This window comes from Baekduia sp., from assembly GCF_035685985.1.
Classification (GTDB): Bacteria; Actinomycetota; Thermoleophilia; order Solirubrobacterales; family Solirubrobacteraceae; genus Baekduia.
This window is the reverse complement of the sequence record NZ_DASRZV010000023.1, coordinates 13,807-34,108: the sequence shown is the minus strand read 5'-3', so window position 1 is coordinate 34,108 and position 20,302 is coordinate 13,807. Positions and strand designations below refer to the sequence as shown.

General features: G+C 73.2%; 15 protein-coding genes. 6 read left to right on the top strand and 9 right to left on the bottom strand.

All coding sequences use genetic code 11. From position 1 onward, the window contains the following. Nucleotides 1-41 precede the first annotated feature (41 nt). From VFG42_RS12275 to VFG42_RS12255, 5 genes are all read right to left on the bottom strand, one after another. A complete protein-coding gene (locus VFG42_RS12275) occupies nucleotides 42-791 on the bottom strand; it encodes a hypothetical protein (protein WP_324908763.1) in 750 nt (249 codons plus the stop codon). After that, complete coding sequence (locus VFG42_RS12270) at nucleotides 788-2,020, bottom strand: ABC transporter permease (RefSeq protein WP_324908761.1); 1,233 nt, start codon at nucleotides 2,018-2,020, stop codon at nucleotides 788-790. Before VFG42_RS12270 ends, VFG42_RS12275 begins: the two co-directional genes overlap by 4 nt. Beyond that, complete coding sequence (locus tag VFG42_RS12265; RefSeq protein ID WP_324908759.1) at nucleotides 2,017-2,751, bottom strand: ABC transporter ATP-binding protein; 735 nt, start codon at nucleotides 2,749-2,751, stop codon at nucleotides 2,017-2,019. Before VFG42_RS12265 ends, VFG42_RS12270 begins: the two co-directional genes overlap by 4 nt. Beyond that, complete coding sequence (locus VFG42_RS12260) at nucleotides 2,748-4,484, bottom strand: efflux RND transporter periplasmic adaptor subunit (RefSeq protein ID WP_324908757.1); 1,737 nt, start codon at nucleotides 4,482-4,484, stop codon at nucleotides 2,748-2,750. The genes VFG42_RS12265 and VFG42_RS12260 overlap by 4 nt, the downstream gene beginning before the upstream one ends. Nucleotides 4,485-4,762: 278 nt before the next feature. Further along, nucleotides 4,763-5,764, bottom strand: a complete 1,002-nt coding sequence (locus VFG42_RS12255; RefSeq protein WP_324908755.1) for a Calx-beta domain-containing protein — start codon at nucleotides 5,762-5,764, stop codon at nucleotides 4,763-4,765. Nucleotides 5,765-5,900: 136 nt separating this feature from the next. Between VFG42_RS12255 and VFG42_RS12250 the strand changes: the two genes are divergently transcribed. Continuing rightward, nucleotides 5,901-6,620 (top strand): hypothetical protein, encoded by a 720-nt coding sequence (locus VFG42_RS12250; RefSeq protein WP_324908753.1) that lies wholly within the window; start codon nucleotides 5,901-5,903, stop codon nucleotides 6,618-6,620. 660 nt (nucleotides 6,621-7,280) lie between these two features. Beyond that, entirely contained in the window at nucleotides 7,281-7,889 is a 609-nt protein-coding gene (locus tag VFG42_RS12245) for a hypothetical protein (RefSeq protein ID WP_324908751.1), read from the top strand. A gap of 83 nt (nucleotides 7,890-7,972) precedes the next feature. Here the strand turns inward: VFG42_RS12245 and uvrC are convergent, their stop codons facing one another. Continuing rightward, nucleotides 7,973-9,871, bottom strand: a complete 1,899-nt coding sequence (uvrC, locus tag VFG42_RS12240) for an excinuclease ABC subunit UvrC (protein WP_324908749.1) — start codon at nucleotides 9,869-9,871, stop codon at nucleotides 7,973-7,975. A gap of 36 nt (nucleotides 9,872-9,907) precedes the next feature. Between uvrC and VFG42_RS12235 the strand changes: the two genes are divergently transcribed. Continuing rightward, the gene (locus VFG42_RS12235) at nucleotides 9,908-11,536 is read left to right on the top strand and encodes a RecQ family ATP-dependent DNA helicase (RefSeq protein WP_324908747.1); all 1,629 of its coding nucleotides are present in this window, start codon (nucleotides 9,908-9,910) and stop codon (nucleotides 11,534-11,536) included. On the opposite strand, the gene VFG42_RS12230 is transcribed toward VFG42_RS12235, so the two are convergent. The 3 genes from VFG42_RS12230 to VFG42_RS12220 form a co-directional block, all read right to left on the bottom strand. Continuing rightward, nucleotides 11,511-12,152 (bottom strand): hypothetical protein, encoded by a 642-nt coding sequence (locus VFG42_RS12230; RefSeq protein ID WP_324908745.1) that lies wholly within the window; start codon nucleotides 12,150-12,152, stop codon nucleotides 11,511-11,513. The two genes, VFG42_RS12235 and VFG42_RS12230, sit on opposite strands and share 26 nt — an antisense overlap. Next, a complete protein-coding gene (locus VFG42_RS12225; protein ID WP_324908743.1) occupies nucleotides 12,122-12,415 on the bottom strand; it encodes a hypothetical protein in 294 nt (97 codons plus the stop codon). Before VFG42_RS12225 ends, VFG42_RS12230 begins: the two co-directional genes overlap by 31 nt. A gap of 207 nt (nucleotides 12,416-12,622) precedes the next feature. Then, nucleotides 12,623-14,035 carry an HDOD domain-containing protein gene (locus VFG42_RS12220; RefSeq protein WP_324908741.1) on the bottom strand — a complete coding sequence of 471 codons (1,413 nt, stop codon included), beginning with the start codon at nucleotides 14,033-14,035 and terminating at the stop codon, nucleotides 12,623-12,625. Nucleotides 14,036-14,125: 90 nt separating this feature from the next. Here VFG42_RS12220 and VFG42_RS12215 point away from each other — a divergent pair, with 90 nt between their 5' ends. The 3 genes from VFG42_RS12215 to VFG42_RS12205 all read left to right on the top strand — a co-directional run bounded on the left by VFG42_RS12215 (nucleotide 14,126) and on the right by VFG42_RS12205 (nucleotide 20,297). Then, entirely contained in the window at nucleotides 14,126-16,375 is a 2,250-nt protein-coding gene (locus VFG42_RS12215) for a molybdopterin-dependent oxidoreductase (RefSeq protein WP_324908739.1), read from the top strand. 97 nt (nucleotides 16,376-16,472) lie between these two features. Then, entirely contained in the window at nucleotides 16,473-17,933 is a 1,461-nt protein-coding gene (locus tag VFG42_RS12210; RefSeq protein ID WP_324908737.1) for an MFS transporter, read from the top strand. Between the two features lie 108 nt (nucleotides 17,934-18,041). Further along, the gene (locus tag VFG42_RS12205; RefSeq protein ID WP_324908735.1) at nucleotides 18,042-20,297 is read left to right on the top strand and encodes a putative bifunctional diguanylate cyclase/phosphodiesterase; all 2,256 of its coding nucleotides are present in this window, start codon (nucleotides 18,042-18,044) and stop codon (nucleotides 20,295-20,297) included. Nucleotides 20,298-20,302: the final 5 nt, after the last annotated feature.

Below are 20,302 nucleotides of genomic sequence, written 5' to 3'. Positions count from 1 at the left end.
CCATTGTTTCGCGGAAGAGGCTTTCCGCGCGGTCTGGTGGCCTAACCCTGAGGTGGCGCGAAGCCCTGCGGGACGCCGTCGGAGCCGCCGCTTCCCGACGATGCACCGCCCGACTGGCTGCCGGTGCCCGTGCCGCCCGTTCCGCTCGTTCCGCCCGTGCCCGGGAAGCCGCCGAGACCGGCGAACGCGCTGACGCCCTTGGCCGTCGCGGTGATCGACGTGGCGGTCACGCTGCCGGAGCTGTTCTTGGTGCCCTGGATCACGACCGAGTCGCCGGGATGGACGGCGGCGACCGAGCTGTCGGCGTTGCGCGTGACCTTCGAGCTGTCGTCGGTGCGGATCTTCACCGTCGTGCCGTCGGTGCCGGTGACGTAGAGCGTCGTGCCCTTGACGTTGGCGACGGTGCCGACCGTGGCGTTGGAGCCGGAGCCGCCGGCAGCGGCGCTCTGACCCTGCCCCGGCCCGGAGCCCTGGGCGCTCGCGCCACCCGACGCGGCGCCCGCGCCCGCGCCGCCGCCGAGGCGCGCCGCGAAGCTCCCGCCGCGCGCGCCGCCGCCGCCCGGGCCGCCCGCGCCGCCGTTGTCGTCCTGGCCCTTCTGGACCTGCACGCCCGCGACGAAGCCGCCGGCGAGCAGCGCGATCGCGGCGAGCCCGCCGCTGACCGGCGTCAGCAGCCTGCGCCGCGGCCGGCGCGGGCGCGCGTCCTCCTCCCCCTGGGCGTCGTCGTCCTCGTAGTCCCACTCGAGGTCGGGGTCGTCATAGGTCGTCGTGTGCTGGTGCTGGTCGCTCATTCGAATCGGAGGGCGTCGATGGGACGCAGGCGCGCGGCGCGGCCCGCCGGGTAGGTGCCGAAGAACAGCCCGGCCAGGACGGCCGCGCCGAAGGACAGGGGGATCGAGTAGAAGGCGATGACGGGGTCGACGCCGGCGATCGTGAACTTCGAGCCGACGATCCCGACGGCGACGCCGACCAGGCCGCCGAGCATCGAGACCAGGACGGCCTCGGTGAGGAACTGGAGCAGGATGTCGGCGCGGCGGGCGCCGATCGCCTTGCGGATGCCGATCTCGCGCGTGCGCTCGGTGACCGACACCAACATGATGTTCATGACGCCGATGCCGCCGACGAGCAGCGAGATCGCGGCCACCGCGCCGAGCAGCGTCGTGAAGACCGACGTCGTCTCGTTGGAGGTCTCCAGGATCGACCCCTGGTTGATGACCTGGAAGCTGCTGCTCGACGTGCCGCTCGACGACGTCGTGTCGACGTCGTGGCGCTGGTCGAGGATCGACGTCACCTCGGCCTGGGCGGCGTTCAGCGCCTTCTCGCTCTTGGCCTGGACGACGATCTGGTCGATCGACCCGTAGCCGGAGAGCGCGTCCTGCACGGCGGTCAGCGGCGCGAAGACGACGTCGTCCTGGTCGGTCGTGCCGTTGGACCCCTTGGCCTTGGTCACGCCGACGACCGTGAACGTCGAACCGCCCATCTTCACGGTCTGGCCGACGGGGTTGGCGCCGCTGAAGAGGTTGGTGACGACGGTCGGGCCGAGGACGACGACGCGATCGTGCTTCTTGACGTCGGCGGTCGTGAACATCTGGCCCGAGGCGATCTCGTAGTCGCGCGCGGTGGCGTAGCTCGGCGTGGTGCCGGTGACGCTCGACGTGTAGGACAACGAGCCGGCGACGAGGCTGGTGCTGGACGCGGTCACCACGGGCGAGGCGGACTTGACGTCGGGCGCGTCGAACCGATCCTGCAGCGCGGTCGCGTCGGCCTGCGTCAGCGTGATCGAGCTGCCGCCGCCGAACAGCCCGGGGCCACCGCGGGCGCCGCCGGCCTGGACGAGCAGGACGTTGGAGCCCAGCGCGCGGACGCTGGCCTGCACCTGCCGCTTGGAGCCGTTGCCGACGGCGACGAGCACGATCACCGACGCGACGCCGATCGTCATGCCGAGGATCGTCAGGCCCGACCGCAGCTTGTTGGCCATGATGCCGCCGAGCGCGATGCGCAGGGTCTCGGCGAGCGTCATGCGGCCTCTCCGGCGGCGACGCGCCGATCGTCGGAGAGGATGCGGCCGTCGGCCAGGCGGATGACGCGCCGGGCGCGCTCGGCGACGTCGTCCTCGTGGGTGATGAGGACGACCGTGCGGCCCTCGGCGTTGAGGGTCTCGAAGATGCGCAGGACGTCGTGGGTGGAGCGCGAGTCGAGGTTGCCGGTCGGCTCGTCGGCGAGGATCAACGAGGGGTTGGTGACGATCGCGCGCGCGACCGCCACGCGTTGCTGCTGGCCGCCGGACAGCTCGGACGGCAGGTGGTCGAGGCGGGCGCCCATGCCGACGGCCTTCAGCGCGTCGGTCGCCCGCCGGCGGCGCTCGCCGCGCGAGACGCCCGCGTAGCTCAGCGGCAGCTCGACGTTGGCCAGCGCGCTCGTGCGCGGGACCAGGTTGAAGGCCTGGAAGACGAACCCGATCTTGCGGTTGCGCAGGTCGGACTGCTCGTCCTCGTCCATGTCCTTGACGTCGACCCCGTCGAGCAGGTAGCGCCCGCTCGTCGGCTGGTCGAGGCAGCCGAGCATGTTCATCAACGTGGACTTGCCGGAGCCCGAGGAGCCCATGATCGCGACGAGCTCGCCGGCGGCGATCGTCAGGCTGACGCCGTCGAGTGCGTGGACGGCCAGGTCGTCGGTGACCTGGTAGGTCCGCCGGACGTCCTCGACGACGATGACCGGACGGCGACGCCTCCGCCTCGGTCGGTCGCTCACCGGCCGCCTCCCCCGGGGAAGCCGCCGCTGGGCGGGCCGCCGCCGGAGAACCCGCCGCCGCTGAAGCCGCCGCCGGCGCCGGCGCCGCCGCCGAAGCGGCTCGTGCCGCCGCCGAGGCCGCTCTGCGTGGAGTTGGAGGTACCGCCGGCGCGTGACGCCGCGGCGCCGGCGGCCGCCGACTGCGAGGTCACGACGACCTGGTCGCCGGCGCTGAGGCCGGAGACGACCTGCGTGGCGGAGTCGCCGGCGACGCCGGTCTGGACGCGCTGGGTCGTGCGCGCGCCGTTCTTGACGACGGTGACCGAGCTGCCCTGCAGCGCCTGGTTGGGGACGACGACGCCCTCGGCCTGCGACGTGACGATCTCGGCCGTGGCCGACATCCCCGCCTTGAGGCCCTTGGTCGTCTGGGTCAGCGCGATCGTGACCGGGTAGGAGACCGCGCTGGACGAGCCGCTGCTGGACGAGCTGCTGCTGAGCACGTCGATCGACGCCACCTTGCCCGCGACCTCCTCGCCGGACGCGGCGTTGACGGCGACCGTCGCCTGCTGGCCGACCTTGACGTCGTTGATGTCGGACTCGCTCAGCGAGACCTCGAGGTGCATGCGGCTCAGCTGGGTCAGGACGACGAAGGCCGAGGAGCTGGAGGATGAGCCGCCGGAGGTGCCGGAGGTGCCGGAGGCGCCGACGCCGCCGCCGCTCGCGCCACCGCCGCTGCTGGAGGAGGACGAGGACGACGTGCTGCCCGACGAGCCGCTGACCTGGTCGCCGACCGCGCCGTTGACCTCGGCGACGGTCGCCGCGCCGGGCGCGCGCAGCGCCGTCGCGGCCAGCGCGTCCTCGGCGTTGTCGACGGCGAGCTGCGCGGACTTGACCGCCGCCTCGGCGGCGGCCTGCGACATGGTGGAGTTGGAGCCGCCGCCGGAGCCGCTCGCGCCGGACGTGGAGCCGGAGCCGGAGCCGGAGCGCGAGGCGCTGCCGCTCGCCGAGCCCGAGCCGCCGCCGGTCGAGCCACTCCCCGCCGAGCCGCTGCCGTTCGCCGAGCCCGAGCCCGAGCCGCCGCCGGTCGAGCCGCTCCCCGCCGAGTCGTTCCCGTTCGCCGAGCCCGAGCCGCCGCTGCCGTTCGAGCCGGTCCCGTTCGCCGACCCCGAGCCGCCGTCGCTCCCGCCGGACCCGCTCGGCGTCGTCGTGGTGGTCGAGGGCGTCGTCGTGCTCGCCGGCGTGGACGCGGAGGACGTCTCCTCCGCCTGCGCGGCGGTCGCCTTCACGGCGGCGATCGTCGCGGTCGCGGTCGTCGCGGTGGCCGACGACGAGGAGGTCGACGCCGACGCCGTCGTGGTCGTCGTCGTGCCGGACTGGATGTCGTCCAGCGTGTCCTGCGCGCTCTGGAGGTTGGCCTTGGCCTCGGCCAGGTCGACCTCGGCCGAGGTCGGGTCGATGCGCGCCAGCAGCTGACCCTCGGTGACGTGCTCGCCGGCCTTGACGTACACCTTGGTCACCTTGCCCGAGGCACCGAAGCTCAAGTTCATCGTGTTGGCCGGCGACAGGTTGCCGCTGCCCGACACCGTGGACTGCACCACGCCCTTGGAGACCGTGACCACCCGCTCGCTGGTGGTGGACGACGCCTTCTCCGGACCGACGACGACGATCGCGGCGACCACGCCGCCGGCGGCGACGACGCCGAGCGCGACGTTGATCGGGGACAGCAGGTGACGAGCACGGGTCGACCGGGGCATACCTGCACCAGCTTCAGGCCAACCCGTGAGTGGTCTTTAAGCGGAACGTGAGGAAATGCGAAGAACCGGCGCACCGCGGGCCCCCGAGGCAGCGCGAAGGCGGTTCTCCGTGCGAAGAACCGGCGCACCGCGGGCCCCCGCGGCAGCGCGAAGGCGGTTCTCCGTGCGAAGAACCGGCGCGCCGCGGGCCCCCGCGGCAGCGCGAAGGCGGTTCTCCGTGCGAAGAACCGGCGGCTCCCCCATGCGTCGGGCCGGGCGCGCCGCCCGGCCGCGCCCGATCAGCTCGGGCGCCGCAGCGTGAGGCGGACCGTCCGGGACGGCGCGCCTTCGGCGTCGCGGAGCGTCGCGGTGGCGACGAGCGTCCGCGGGTGACGGCGCAGCGCCGCCTTCGCCGGGCCCGAGAGGCGGATCGGCAGCAGGAGGCGGCCGGTCCCGGCGCCGTGGGCGGTGCCGATCGTGCGCGTCCGCAGGCCGAGCGCGCGGGCCGTGGCCGACGGGACGGTGAGCGTCACGGTCAGCGTGCAGCGCGCGGAGCAGCGCACGGCCAGGCGGGTGCGCCCGGCGAGGACGGAGCCGAGCGTGCGCGCCTGAGTGAGGCGGGCGAAGGGCGCGCTCGGCGGCGCGGGCGTCGCGCTCGGCGCCGGCGGTGCGGCGGCCGGGGTCGCGACCGGCGGGACGGGCGCGTTCGGCTGGGTGGTCGTGGCCGCGTCGTCCTTCGGCGCGTCGTCGCCCGGCGTGGTCTCCCCCGCCGACGGGTCCGGATCGGTCGCGGGATCCGGCTCCGGCTCATCGTCGGTGATCGTCGCGACCGCGTCGCGGGCCGGCAGCGTGACGGTCGGCCCGCCGGCGCCGGGCGCGAGGCGCAGGAAGAACGAGCGGTCGCCGGTGTGGACGTCGTCGTCGGCGATCGGCACCGTGATCGTCTGGCTCAGCTCGTTGACCCACCGGAGAGAACCGGACGTCGCGGTGTAGTCGACGCCGGCCTTCGCGGTGCCGTCGACCGTCGTGTAGGTGAACCAGATCGTGTTGACCTTGGAGGTGCGCGAGACCGTGAACGTCACCGAGTTGGTGTTCTCGGACGCGGTCACGTCCGGGACGGTCAGCGTCCCCCAAGGCGCGTTCTCCTCGAGCCCGGCCATGCAGCGCACCCAGCGCTGGCCGTCGAAGACCAAGATGCTGTAGAGGCCGCCGTCGCACGCCTCGTCGCCGTCGATGGCGGCATGGGCGGCCGGGGCGAAGGCCACGGAGGACAGGACCGTCGCGAGCAGCGCGGCGGGCATGGTAAACGGCATTCGCACATCCCGGTTCTCGGCCGGACGGGCCCGGGCTTTGACCGCGGCCGTGCCGCACCGGACTTACGCACTTCTTCGCGAGCGCTTGGCCCTCGTTTCGGTTCGTGCGGCTCACTGCGAGGCCATGTCTCGCCTTGCCACGCCCTTGTCCGTGCTCGCCATCGCGGGCGCCTCGGTCGCGCTCGTCGCGTGCGGCTCCAGCGGCGACTCGTCGTCGGGCGCCGACGCCTCCGCGACGACCAAGAGCGGGGCCAACGGCACCCAGAACGCCGCGTTCGAGAAGTACCGGCAGTGCCTGAAGGACAACGGCGTGACGCTGCCCGACCGCGGTCAGCGGCCCAACGGCGGCGACGGCAACGGCGGCGGCTACGGTCCCCCGCCCGGCGCCGACGGCGGCGACGGCCAGCCGCCGACCGGCACCAACGCCCAGCCGCCCACGGGCACCGACGGCGCTCCGCCCTCCGACGGAAACGGCAACGGCGGCGGCGCGGGCGGCCCCGGCTTCTTCGGCGGCGGACAGCCCGACGCCAAGACCCAGAAGGCCATGCAGGCCTGCGCCAAGCTCCGGCCCCAGTTCCGCGGCGGCGGCTACGGCGACGGCACCCGCAACGGCGGCGGCCGGCCGCCGCAGCAGAACATCAAGGCCTTCACGCCCTACCTGACCTGCCTCAAGGACCAGGGCCTCGACGTCAAGGTCTCCGACGGCTTCAACGCCCTGCGCAACCTCAAGGCCTCGGATCCCAAGGTCCAGGCCGCCTTCAAGACCTGCCAGTCCAAGCTGCCCCAACGCCCCGGCGGCGGCAACGGCCGGCAGCAGACGTCGACCACCGGTTCGACGACGTAGCACCTTGGCGGGCGGCCCCCTCACCGGACCGCCCGCCCATCATTTGGTCACGTCGGCGATGAGCGCCGCGAACCAGCAGACGATCGCGGGTGGTCGCCGACCGTGAAGACCTCGCGCCCGGAGACCATCGTGAAGCCGAGCGCGACGTCACTGTGCGCGCCAACGCCCGAGCGCTAGGCCGACGCCCTCATGACACCAATGGCTCGCGCCCCGGCCAACCCCACTGGGCGCGGTTCGCGGCCTCGTCTGCCTCCAGGCTGCTCCGCCGCTCAAGCCAGAACTCACAAGGCCAACACCCTCCGCCTTTCGCTCGCGCATCAACTCTATTTGCTAAGCAAATTAGACTGACGTCAATCCCACCTTGACACTTTGCGTTTCTTAGCATAGGTTGCGTCAGCATCCGGACATCGATACTCGCCTCGGAGCGGCACACGTACGACGACGACGGTTCCACCGACTACTCGTACGGCTCCCGGTACATCAGCTCGTACCTGCAGAATCCCAGCACCGGCACGATCATCGCGTACGCCTGGGGTGCCGGTTACGCCTACCAGTGGTGGAGCGACAACAACAACATCTGGGTCGACGCGTACGTTGATTGGTGGACGAACCAAGGCCCTGGCACCGCCCGACTCACGGCTCACTACTAGGAGACAGATCATGCGATACCTCAACAAGCGCAAGATCGCCATCCTCGCGGCGCTCGTCGCCTGCCTCGCCGCTTGCAGCGTGGCGATTGCGGGGATCGACGGCACGCCGGCTCCTCCGACGGGTGAACCGCAGCCGATCAAGAACGAGGCAACCGCGCCCGGAGAGTCTCAGTCGCACGGTGGTCCGGTGTTCGCAGCCGCAGGTCTCGACGCCAAGAGCTCCCGGGACGGCGCCAAGCTCCGCTCGGGATTCCGGATGAAGGTGGCCGAGAACAACGACGTCGTCTGCTACACGACCGACGATCATGGCAGCGGACGCTGTGGCAAGAAGGCGACGCTCAACGAGGGATCCGGGATCGGCGCGCAGATGTGCCTGCCCGGCCTGCCGACGAATCACGTCCGCATCAACGCGGCGGTGCCTGACGGCGCGGGCACCGTCTCGTTGGCAACGGACAAGGGGTCGCTCGAAGCGGCCTCGGTCAACGGAACCGTGTCGTTCGAGATCGACCGCGCGGACCTCTCCGACCAGACGTCGATCTCGCTGACGTGGGCCGGCGGCGGCGGGGTCATTCCCGCCCCGCCCGACATCGCGTGCGATCCGGCGGTGAGCCGGCAGTAGGGCCGGCGATCTCCGGCGAGCAACGGCTCGCTCGAGCCGGCGGCCGCTCAACCGAGCGGCCGCCGGGCGATCGGCGCGCCCGCCTAGCGCCCCGTCCGCGTCCGGTGCAGGAACGTGTACAGCTCCCGCGCCGTCTTGCCGGGCAGGCCCGGGACCGCCTCCAACTGCTCGCGGGTCGCCGCGAGCACGGCGTCCGGCGAGCCGAAGTGGTTCAACAACGTGCGCTTGCGGGCCTCGCCGATGCCGGGTAGGTCGTCGAGCACCGACACGGTCATCGCCTTGTCGCGGCGGGTGCGGTGGTGGGTGATCGCGAAGCGGTGGGCCTCGTCGCGGACGCGCTGCAGCAGCTGCAGGGCGGGCGTGTCGTGCGGCAGGACGATCGGGTCGGGCCGGCCGGGCACGAAGACCTCCTCGATGCGCTTGGCCAGCGAGACGACGGCCACACCGCGGTCGAGAAACCCGCGCAGCGCCTCGACGCCCGCCGAGAGCTGGCCCTTGCCGCCGTCGATCACGATCAGGTTCGGCAGCGTCGCGAAGCTCTCGTTGCGATCCGGGTCGTGCGGCGACAGGTCCTGCTGGCGCTCCCACTGCGCCAGGCGGCGGCCGAGCACCTCGCTCATCGACGCGAAGTCGTCGGGCACGCCCTCCTCGCCGCCGCGGATCGTGAAGCGCCGGTAGTCGGCCTTCTTCGGCGCGCCGCCCTCGAAGACGACCATCGAGGCGACCGTGTGCGTCCCCATCAGGTTGGAGATGTCGAAGCACTCGACCCGCAGCGGGAGTGCCTCCAACGCCAGCGCCTCCTGCAGGTCGTCCAGCGCCTGCACGCGCTGCTGGCGCGAGCGCTCGGCCTTCAGCCGCTCCTGGTCCAGCGCCAGGCGCGCGTTGCGCTCGGCCAGGTCCAACAACCTGGCCTTGTCGCCGCGCTCGGCCGCGCGAACCTCGACCTTCGCCCCGCGCCGCTCGGTCAGCAGCTCGGCCAGCGGCTCGAGGTCCTCGACCTGGAGCTGGACGATGACCTGCGGCGGGATCACGGTCGCCTCGCCGTAGTACTGCAACAAGAACTCCTGGGCGACCTCCCCCACGCCGCCCTCCTGGATGTTGTCCAGGTAGAACGACTGGCGGTCGCTGAGCACGCCGTCGCGCAGCTGGAAGACCTGGGCGTTGGCGTCGGTGCCGTCGGCCGCGACCGCGACGACGTCGATCGTCCCGTGCGCCTCGTTGGCCACGCGCTGCTTCTGCAGCAGCGAGCGCACGGCGGCCAGGCGGTTGCGCTCCAGCGCGGCCTGCTCGAACTCCTGCTTGGCCGACGCCTCCTTCATGCGCGCCTCGAGGTCGCGCTCGATCTCGCGGTAGCGCCCGCTCAGGAACGCGCGGACGCCGTCGATCGACTCCATGTACTGCTTGCGGTCGACCCCGTAGTCGACGCACGGCGCGCCGCAGCGCTTGATGTAGAAGTCGAGGCACGGGGACCCGCTGCGCCGGCCCGGCTCCGCGCCCTGGCAGGAGCGGTACTGGAAGACCTTGCCGAGCGTCTCCAGCGTCGAGCGGGTGCGCTTGGCGGAGGAGTACGGCCCGAAGTACAGCCGCGTCTTGCGGTGCTTCTCGCGCGTGAAGTAGACGCGCGGGAACGGCTCGTCCATCGAGATCGCGATGTACGGATAGGACTTGTCGTCGCGCAGCCGGATGTTGAACTGCGGCTGGTACTGCTTGATGAAGTTCTGCTCGACGAGCAGTGCCTCGGTCTCGGACCCGACCAGGATGAACTGGACGTCGTCGATGACCTCGGTCATCTGGACCGCGCCGCGCGTGACCGGGTTGGCGAAGTGCGACGCCACCCGCTTCTTGATGGACTTGGCCTTGCCGACGTAGATGACCTTGCCCTTCTCGTTGCGGAACAGGTAGACGCCCGGCCCGTCGGGCAGGTTGCGGCGCTGCTCGGCGAGACGGTCCTTGCGGTCGGCGTCGGAGACGGATGAGGCCATGCTCCTTCGAGGATAGGGTCGGGTACGGACTCGGCGATGTCAGAGCTGCCCGACGAAGACGCCATCGAGGAGGCCGCCCGCGAGGAGCTGGGCCACGACCACCTGCGCCCCGGCCAGCTGGAGGGGATCGAGGCGGCGCTGGAGGGACGTGACGCGCTCGTGGTGATGGCCACCGGCAGCGGCAAGTCGGCGATCTACCAGCTCGCCGGGTACTTCCGGGACGGCCCGACGGTCGTCGTCTCGCCGCTGATCGCGCTGCAGCGCGACCAGGTCGAGCAGGCCGAGGGCGGCGCGGCGGCCGAGCTGAACTCGACGCTCACGCACGCCCAGCGCGAGGCGGTCTTCGCGGGCCTGGAGTCCGGCGCGACCGAGTTCGTCCTGCTCGCGCCCGAGCAGCTCGCGCGGCCGGACACGCTGGAGCGCCTGCGCGCGACGAAGCCGTCGCTGTTCGTGGTCGACGAGGCGCACTGCGTGTCGCAGTGGGGCCACGACTTCCGGCCCGAGTACCTGGAGCTGGGCGCGGCCGCCGAGGCCCTCGGCCGTCCGCCGATCCTCGCGCTGACCGCGACCGCCGCGGCGCCGGTGCGCGAGGAGATCGTGTCCGTGCTGCGGCTGAAGGACCCCGACATCATCGTCAAGGGCTTCGACCGCCCCAACATCTGGCTCGGCGTCGAGCACTTCCACGAGGAGGAGGCCAAGGAGCGCGCGCTGCTGGACGCGGTGGCCGAGCGGGAGGGCGCGCCCGGGATCGTCTACGTCGCCACGCAGAAGGGCTCCGAGGACGTGGCGCGCGCGTTGCGCGAGCGCGGCGTGCGGGCGACCGCCTACCACGGCGGGATGGGCGCCAAGCGGCGCGACGCGGCGCAGGAGGCGTTCATGGACGCCGACGGCGACGTGGACGTGATGGTCGCCACGATCGCCTTCGGCATGGGCGTCGACAAGCCCGACGTGCGGTTCGTGTTCCACCTCGACGTCAGCGCGTCGCTGGACGCGTACTTCCAGGAGCTGGGCCGCGCCGGGCGCGACCGCGAGCCCGCGGTGGCCAAGCTCTTCTACCGGCCCGAGGACCTCGGCCGCCGCCGCTTCTTCGCGTCCGGCAAGCTCGACCGCGCGACGCTGGAGCGCGTGGCGGGCGTCGTGCGCGCCGCCGGCCGTCCGGTCGACGCGGGCGCGCTGCGCGAGGAGCTGGGCCTGGGCCGGTCACGGCTGGCGACCGTCCTGCACCGGCTCCAGGACGCCCACGTCGTGGACGTGACCGACGCCGGCGAGGTGTCCGCCGTCCGCGACGCCGACCTCGCCGCGGGCCTCGACGAGGCCGCGACCGACGAGATCGACCGCGAGCACTTCGAACGCTCCCGCGTCGAGATGATGCGCGCCTACGCCGAGCACTCCACCTGCCGCCGCGCCTTCTTGTTGGGGTACTTCGGCGAGCCCTTCGACCCGCCGTGCGGCAACTGCGACAACTGCGACGCCGGCCACGGCGTCGCGGACTCCGACCCACCCGACGAGGACGCGCCCTACCAACCCGGCGAGCACGTCCACCACCCCGAGTTCGGCGACGGCACGATCCAGTCCATCGAGTCCGGGATCGTCACCGTCGTCTTCGACCGCGTCGGCTACAAGACGCTGTCGGAGGAGATCATCGTGCGGCGGCGCCTGCTCTGAAGAACGCCACCAACTCGTCCACGTCGTTCGTCCACGGCCGCTCCGCGCCGGTGAAGCCGACGGCGTTCCAGAACGTGGACGGGCCGGTCTCCAGCCCAGGAGGCGGGGTCCAGAGCGAGATGTAGGCGTAGGGCTCGGGGTGGGCGTCGTCGCCGGGGGACACCCCGTAGGTCGCCTGGGCGTGCTCGATGGCGATGTCGAAGTGCTCGGGCCAGAGGATCGGGGTGGTGTCGTCGCCGCCGAGGGCGATCAGCGCCTCCTCGCCGGAGGCCCAGGCGTCGGCGAGGATCTGGGCGGCGCCGGCGTGGACCTCCAGCGGCGCGTCGGTCAGCGCGCTCGCCGCGTCGTCGAGGCCGACGAAGTCGGCGGCGTCCAGGAGCGACGTGATCGGCGCGGTCTCGCGGGCGCCTTCCCCGTCCACGCGCACGAGGTCCGTGCCGTCCACGCCGACCCAGCCGCCCTCGGGCAGCTCCGGCGTCCCGAAGCCGCCGGGCCGGGGTCGCAGCGCGATCTCGTTCCCGGTCGCCTGCGTGCGCAGCGGCGCGATCACCTGGGCGGCGAGCGCGTGCAGCGCGCGGCGGGTGGTCACGAGCGTCGGGTCAGCCTCCGGAGCCATCTCCTCATCCTGCCGGAGCGGCGCGCGCGACGCTGCCCGCGCAGCCACTCCTCGCGCGACGGCAGCAGGCCCTGCCTGCGCGCCTTCGCCGCGCAGGCCACGTGCGCGTGGCGCCGTCCGTCCCCGCGTCCCAGCGGTCGGATCAGCACGTGCTCGGAGAACGCGGGCAGCTTGCGCGGGCAGAACGGGCACGAGTACGTCGCGGGCTTGTTCGACTGCGCCCGTCTGACGTCGTACCACTCGGCCTTGACCAATCCGCTCATGCGCGTGCGAGGGTACGCGTCCGGCGATGACCGACGACGACCTGACCGGATACGCCCGCGTCGTCCTCACCGGCCTCCCGATCAACCGCTCAGCGACCACACCGACTTCTGCTTCGGCGGGCCGCACGTCGACGTCGACGGCCTCACCGCCGACGGCGACCGCGTCCCGCTGATGCGCGGCGAGCGCTACGTGGGACCAGGCGGCGCCTAAGCCGCCAGGTCCCCGCCCCGCAGCTCCGCGCCGGCGATCATCGCCCGCGACCGGCCCGCGCGCTTGGCGTCCAGCAGCGCGACGTCGGCGGCCTCCAGGAGGTCGGCCAGCTCGGTGCCGTGGGTCGGCGCCGCGGCGCAGCCGAGCGAGAGGTCGACCTTGGGGCCGGAGCCCGCCTCGAACACCTCGCCGACCTGGGCCATGATCCGCTGGGCGGCCTGCACGGCCTCCTCGAGGTTGCCGGGCACGAGCACGGCGAACTCGTCGCCGCCGAGCCGTCCCGCGTGGCCGTGCACGCTGAGGATCCGGCCGATCTCGGCGAGCACGAGGTCGCCCGCGGCCATGCCGTGGCGCTCGTTGACCGCCTTGAAGTTGTCCACGTCGCAGATCAGGATCGCCCCGCCGCCCTGCTCGATCAGCGCGGTCCGCGTCGTCTGCAGCCAGTGCCGACGGTTGGCCAGCCCGGTGAGGTCGTCGGTCTGCGACAGCCGCTCCAGCTCGGCGACGCGCTGCGCCAACCGGCCGGCCTCGCCGCCGCCCCGCTGCTCGGGGTTGGCGATCTGCTCGGCCAGGACGTCGAGCACGTCGCTGGTCAGCCCGAGGCGGTCGAGCGACACCTCCAACAACGCGTGGTCGGCCTCGTTGCCGCTCAGCATCCCCGCGACGTTGTCGGACAGCTGCACGCAGGCGATCTCCGCGTTCGGCGCGCCGACGCCGGTCGCGCCGCCGTGGTGCCACGCGATGATCGACGCGACCTCGGCGGGCAGCCCCCAGCGCTCGGCCAGCAGCGCGCCGCACTGGGCGTGGTCGATGCCGAAGCGCTCGCGCTCGGCCAGCACGCGCTCGGAGCCGGCCGGGAACTCGCGGGCCAGCGCGTCGCACGCGTCCTCGCCGAAGACCTCGGGCAGCACGAGCTTGCCGACGTCGTGCAGCAGGCCCGCCAGGTGCACGGTGTCGCCCGCGACCTGCGCCTCCTCGGCCGCGGCCGCGGCGCCGATGGCGACCGTGATCGCGTGCAGGTGCATCTGGCCGCAGGACGCGCGGCCGTTGCCGCGCGACCGCTCCAGGAAGCGGTAGGTCGCCGCCTCCAGCGCGAGCCGCCGCAGCGCGCGGCGCCCGACGAGCATCACCGCCTGGCGGATCGTCTTGGCGCGGATCGGGTGCGCCCGCGCGGCCGAGTTCGAGAAGCGCAGCAGGTTCGCGGCGAACGTCGCGTCCTGCTCCAGCGCGTCCACCAGGTCGGCGGCCGTCGACTCCTGGTCGTCGCAGAGCGCGATGACCCGGAGCACCGTGGCGTCCAACACCGGGAACTCGGCGAGCTCGTCGATCGCGCCGGCGACGTTGCGGGCAGCGACCGGGTCGATGCCTTCCCGCCAGGGCGCGCAGTCCGTTGCGTGCTTTGCCTCCATGGCCCTCTCAGGCATCGGACGGCGGTGAGCGCCGTTGAGGTGGGGATGTGGCGGTTGGACGAGTGTCGGATGTCGGAGTACGGTCACCCGATGCCCGTCGCGTTCCGGACCTGTCCGCTCTGCGAGGCGACGTGCGGCCTCGCGCTGGAGGTCGACGCGGCCGCGCACACGGTGACGAAGGTGCGCGGCGACGCCGACGACGTCCTCAGCCACGGGTTCATCTGCCCGAAGGGCGTCTCGATCAAGGAGCTGCACGACGACGCGGATCGCGTGCGCACGCCGCTGGTCCGGCAGGCCGACGGGTCGTTCGCGCCCGCGACGTGGGACGAGGCGTTCGCGCTGATCGCGCGGCGCCTCCCGGCGATCGTCGAGGAGCACGGCCGCGACGCGGTCGGCGCCTACGTCGGCAACCCGGCCGCGCACTCGCTCGCGTTCCTGTTGTACGGGAAGGTCTTGTTGAAGGCCATCGGGACCAAGCAGATCTTCAGCGCCTCGACCGTCGACCAGTACCCGAAGCAGGCCGCCTCCGCGCTGCTGTTCGGCAGCGGCACGACGGTCGCGATCCCGGACCTCGACCGCACGGACTTCCTGCTCTGCCTGGGCGCCAACCCGATGGCGTCCAACGGCTCGCTGATGACCGCGCCCGACGTGCGCGGGCGGCTGCGCGCGATCCGCCGGCGCGGCGGGACGATCGTCGTCGTCGACCCGCGCCGCTCGCGCACCGCGCGGGAGGCCGACGAGCACCTGGCGATCCGGCCGGGCACCGACGCGCTGTTGTTGATGGCGTTGCTGCACGTGGTCTTCGACGAGGGGCTGGAGGCGACGCCGCCGTCGCCGCACGTCTCCGACGACGACCTCGCCACCGTCCGCGCGCTCGCCCGGGACTTCGCCCCCGAGGCCGTCGCGCCCGCCACCGGCCTGGACGCCGACGCGATCCGCCGGGTCGCGCGCGCCTTCGCCACCGCGCCGTCCGCCGTCGCCTACGGCCGCATCGGCACGACCACGCAGGCCTTCGGCACGACCGCCTCGTGGCTGATCGACGTCCTCAACGTCGTCACCGGCAACCTCGACCGCCCCGGCGGCGCGATGTTCCCGCTGCCCGCCGGGGGCCTGCCGAACACCAAGGGCGCGCCGGGGCGCGGGCGCGGCGCGGCCTTCGGGCGCTGGACGTCGCGCGTGCGCGGGCTGCCCGAGGTCTTCGGCGAGCTGCCCGCCGCCGCGCTGGCCGAGGAGATCGACACGCCCGGCGCGGGCCGGATCCGCGCGCTGCTGACGATCGCGGGCAACCCGGTGATCTCGACGCCGAACTCCGCGCGCCTGGCGACCGCGCTCGACGCGCTCGACTTCATGGTGTCGGTCGACATCTACGTCAACGAGACCACGCGCCACGCCGACGTCATCCTGCCCGCGCCCTCGCCGCTGGAGAAGGCGCACTTCGACCTCGTCTTCCAGGGCTTCAGCGTGCGCAACCACGCGAACTGGTCGCCGCCGGTCCTGCCGCGCCCGGCCGGGATGCCCGACGAGTGGAGGACCGTCCTGCGGCTGGTCGGCGTCGTCACCGGCCAGGGCCCGGACGCCGACGTCGCCGCGATCGACGACTTCGTCGCGCGCGCCGCGATCGGCAAGGAGGTCGCCGACGAGCGCTCGCCGTGGCACGGGCGCGACGTCGAGGACGTCCTGGCGGAGCTGGCGCCGCGCACGGGCACCGAGCGGATGGTCGACCTGCTGCTGCGCACCGGCCCCTACGACCTCACGCTCGCCGACCTCGAAGCGCGGCCGCACGGCGTCGACCTCGGCCCCCTGGCCCCGCGCCTGCCCGAGGTCCTGCGCACGCCGTCGGGCCGCGTCGAGCTGGCGCCGCCCGCGCTGGTCGCCGACGTCGCCCGCCTGCACGACGCGCTGGACGCGGCCGCCGACGCCGACCCCGGGCAGCTCGTGCTCATCGGCCGCCGCCACCTGCGCTCCAACAACTCCTGGATGCACAACCTGCCGCTGCTCGTCCGCGGCCCGGAGCGCTGCACGCTGCACGTCCACCCCGACGACGCCGCCCGGCTGGCGCTGGTCGACGGCGCGCCCGCCGGCGTCCGCTCGCGCGTGGGGCAGCTGACCGCGACCGTCGAGGTCACCGAGGACATCCGTCCCGGCGTCGTCTCGCTGCCCCACGGCTGGGGCCACGACCTCGACGGCGTCGCGATGGGCGTCGCCCGCGCCCACGCCGGCGTCAACTCCAACGTGCTGACCGACGAGACCGCGGTCGAGCCGCTCACCGGCACCGCGATCCTCAACGGGATCCCGGTCACGCTCACGCCCGTCGCCGCGCCCCTCGCCACCGCCGGGTAACCGCACCCGGCGGCGTTCGGCATGCCGCCCGGCAGCGCAGGACTAGGCGGTTCCCTCATTTCGCATCCCCGCGAGGGCCGTCACGGTGGGGGCCAAGATGACCTTCTCCTCCCCCTCACCATCCGCGATCCAGCGCTGGACGCTGGCCGTCGTCTGCGTCGCGACCGCCATGCTCATGCTGGACATCGCCGTGGTCAACACGGCCCTGTCCAAGATCGCGTCCGACCTCGACACGGGCCTCTCGGGCCTGCAGTGGGTGGTCGACGCCTACACGCTGGCGCTCGCCTCGGTCGTGCTCACGGCCGGCTCGCTGGCCGACCGCTTCGGCCGCCGGCGCCTGTTCCTCGTCGGCCTGGCGATCTTCACCGTGGCCTCGCTGCTCTGCGGCCTGGCCGACGACATCGCCGTGCTCAACGCGGTCCGCGCGGTGCAGGGCGTCGGCGCCGCGATCATGTTCGCGGTCTCGCTGGCGCTGCTGGCCAACGCGTTCCCCGACGCCCGCGAGCGCGCGGGCGCCCTGGCCGCCTACGGCGCGACGATCGGCGCCGCGTTCGCCGTCGGCCCGCTGGTCGGCGGCGCGCTGACCTCCGGCCTCAGCTGGCGCTGGATCTTCTTCGTGAACATCCCGCTGGGCCTGCTGTGCCTGTGGATCACGCGCACGTTCGTCGCCGAGTCCAAGGACGCGCACGCCCGCCGCGTCGACCTCGGCGGCCTGCTGACGCTGACCGGCGGCCTGTTCCTGCTGATCCTCGCGCTGCTGCGCGGCAACGAGGACGGCTGGGGCTCGACCGAGATCGTCGCGCTGTTCTCCTGCGCGGCCGTCCTGCTGGTCGCGTTCCTGGCGATCGAGTCCTACGTCAAGGAGCCGATGCTGCCGCTGAACCTCTTCCGCAACGGATCGTTCACCGGTGCGCAGATCGGCGCTTTCGCGATCTCCGCGTCGTGGTTCGCGGTGTTCTTCTACGTCACGCTCTACATGCAGCAGATCCTCGGCCTCAGCGCGATCGAGGCCGGCCTCGTCTACCTGCCGGCGACCGCGATCTCGTTCTTCGTCGCGGGCGCCACGAGCGCGATGCAGGCGAAGGTGTCGAGTCGGATGATGGTCGTGGTCGGCCTGCTCCTGGTCGGCGTCGGGATGGCGCTGCTGACGGTGGCGCGGGTCGACTCGTCGTGGACGGTCGGCCTGCCGGGCTCGATCGTGGCGATGATCGGCACGGGCCTCTTCAACCCCTCCATCTCGCACTTCGCGCTGGGGTCGGTCGAGGAGCGCCAGAGCGGCCTGGCCGCGGGCGTCAACGACACGTTCCGCCAGGCGGGCATCGCGGTCGGCGTCGCGGCGCTCGGCGCGCTGGTCCCGGCGGGCGCGGCGCTGGGCGGCGGGGATCCGCAGTCCTACGTCGACGGCCTGCACCACGCGCTGTGGGTCTGCACGGCGGTCTGCCTCGTCGGCGCCGTGGCCTGCTGGGCCGTGCTGCGCGATCTGCCGCTCGGCGCGCCGGCGGAGGCCGAGCCCACGGGCCCGACGGCCGTCGCCGAGCCGGCCGAGGCCGTCGCCTGAGGCCGTCGCCGGAGACCGCTCGAAAGCGGCACGGCCGAGCCCTGGATCCCCCGATCTACCACGTTCGGGGGATCCAGCGTGCCATGATCGCCGCCGAACCCTGCGCATATGGGGACTTCTGCCGCCGGCCCCTGGGTGCGCAGGCTCGCGCTCTGCGTCGGGCTGACCGCCGGTGCCTACTTGGTGTCGACGGTCCCGCTGGTCCGTGGCCACGCGCGCTACGTGTGGTGGCTGGACGCGACGCTGCCGATGGCGGCGCTGCTGCTGTCGATCGCGCTCGTCGTCGCGCGGGCGGCGCAGGTCCGCGAGGAGCGCCGGTTCTGCGTGGCGCTGGCGAGCGCGATCGCGCTGTGGACCGCCGGCTACGTCGCCTGGCTCGTTCAGATCGGCCCGGGCGGCAGCGCCCCGGTCCCGTCGGTCTCCGACATCGGCTATCTCGGCTTCTACCCGCCCGCCTACCTGGCGCTCGGCCAGCTGCTGCGGGCGCGCGGCGCGCGGATCCACGCGTCGATGTGGCTGGACGGTGTCGTCGCGGGCCTCACGGTCGCGGCGATCGCGGCCGCGGTGTGCTTCGACTGGGTCGCCGACGCGACCGGCGGCAGCGTGCAGACCGTCGCGGTCACGCTCGCCTACCCGGTCGCCGACCTGCTCGTGCTGGCGCTGATCGCCGGCACGCTCGTGCTGCACGGCGGTCGGCCGATGCGGTCGCTGATCGTGTTCGGCGTCGGCCTGGCGGTCTTCGCGATCGGCGACGCGCTGTTCATGTTCCAGACCTCGAGCGGCCGCTACGTGACGGGCTCGACGGTCACCGCGACCTGGCCGGTCGGCTGCGCGATCATGGCCTTCGCGCCGTGGGCGCGGGCGCGACGCTTCGAGATGGAGTGGGCGGGCACGACGGTCGTGCTGCTGCCCGCGCTGTGCACGTTGTGCGGGTTGGCGATCGTCGCGCTGAGCCGCGTCGTCGCGATCCCCACGCCGGCGTTCGTCCTGGCCTGCGTGGCGATCGCCGTCGCGGTCGGCCGGACCGTGCTGACGTTCCGCGAGGTCCGCGAGCTGGGCGAGCGCCGCGCCGAGGCGCGGACCGACGAGCTGACCGGGCTGGCCAACCGCCGCGCGCTGACCTGGCACCTGGAGCGGGTGGTGCGCGGCGGCGAGCGCGCGTCCCTGCTGCTGCTGGACCTCGACCACTTCAAGGAGCTCAACGACACGCTCGGGCACGCCGCCGGCGACGAGCTGCTGCGACGGATCGGGCCGCGGCTGCGCGCGGTCCTGGGCCCGAGCGACGTCCTGGCGCGCCTGGGCGGCGACGAGTTCGGGATCATCGTCGCGGGCACGCCCGGCGAGCCGCGGCGGGCGCTGATGGTCGCGCACGAGCTGTTGAACATGTTGGAGGAGCCGTTCGACCTGCGCGGGATCGCGCTGCGCGTGGACGGCTCGATCGGCGTCGCGCACCACCCCGAGCACGCGACCGACGCGTCGGGCCTGCTGCAGCGCGCCGACATCGCCATGTACCTGGCCAAGGAGCGCCGCAGCGGCGTCGAGGTCTACGACGCGGGCCGGGACCACCACACGCCCGACCAGCTCGCGCTGGCCGGCCAGCTGCGCGGCGCGATCGCCGCGGGCGAGCTGGTGGTCGTGCACCAGCCGAAGGTCGACCTGGCGACCGGCGCGGTGACGTCGACCGAGGCGCTGGTCCGCTGGCGCCACCCGACCGAGGGCCTCCTGGCACCCGCCGCGTTCCTGCCGCTGGCCGAGCAGACCAACGCGATGGGCCCGCTGGCGCTGCAGGTCCTGGAGCTCGCGCTCGCCGACGTCGCCGCGTGGCGGGCGCGGGGCGAGGCCGTCGAGGTGGCCGTGAACCTTGCGACCGCGAACCTGCTGGACGTCGAGCTGCCCGGGATCGTCCGCGCGGCGCTGGAGCGCCACGGCGTGCCCGCGAGCGCGCTGCGCTTCGAGGTCACCGAGACGTCGGTGCTGGCCGACGCCGAGCGGTGCGTGTCCGTGCTGGAGGGCCTGCGCGACCTGGGCGTCGGGCTGTCGCTGGACGACTTCGGGACCGGCCACGCGTCGCTGTCGCGCCTGGCGACGCTGCCGGTCGACGAGCTGAAGATCGACCGCTCGTTCGTGTCCGACGTGGCGGTCAACGCCGCCCACCGGGCGATCGCGCGCACGATCGTGGACCTCGGACGCTCGCTGGGGCTGCGCGTCGTGGCCGAGGGGATCGAGGACGCGGAGTGCCTGGCGGTCGTCCGCGCGCTCGGGTGCGACGTGGCGCAGGGCTTCGGCCTCGGGCGGCCGATGCCCGCCGCCGAGGTCGTCTTCGGGCGCGCGGCCGGGGATCCGGGTCGCTCTATGACTGCATAGCAGTC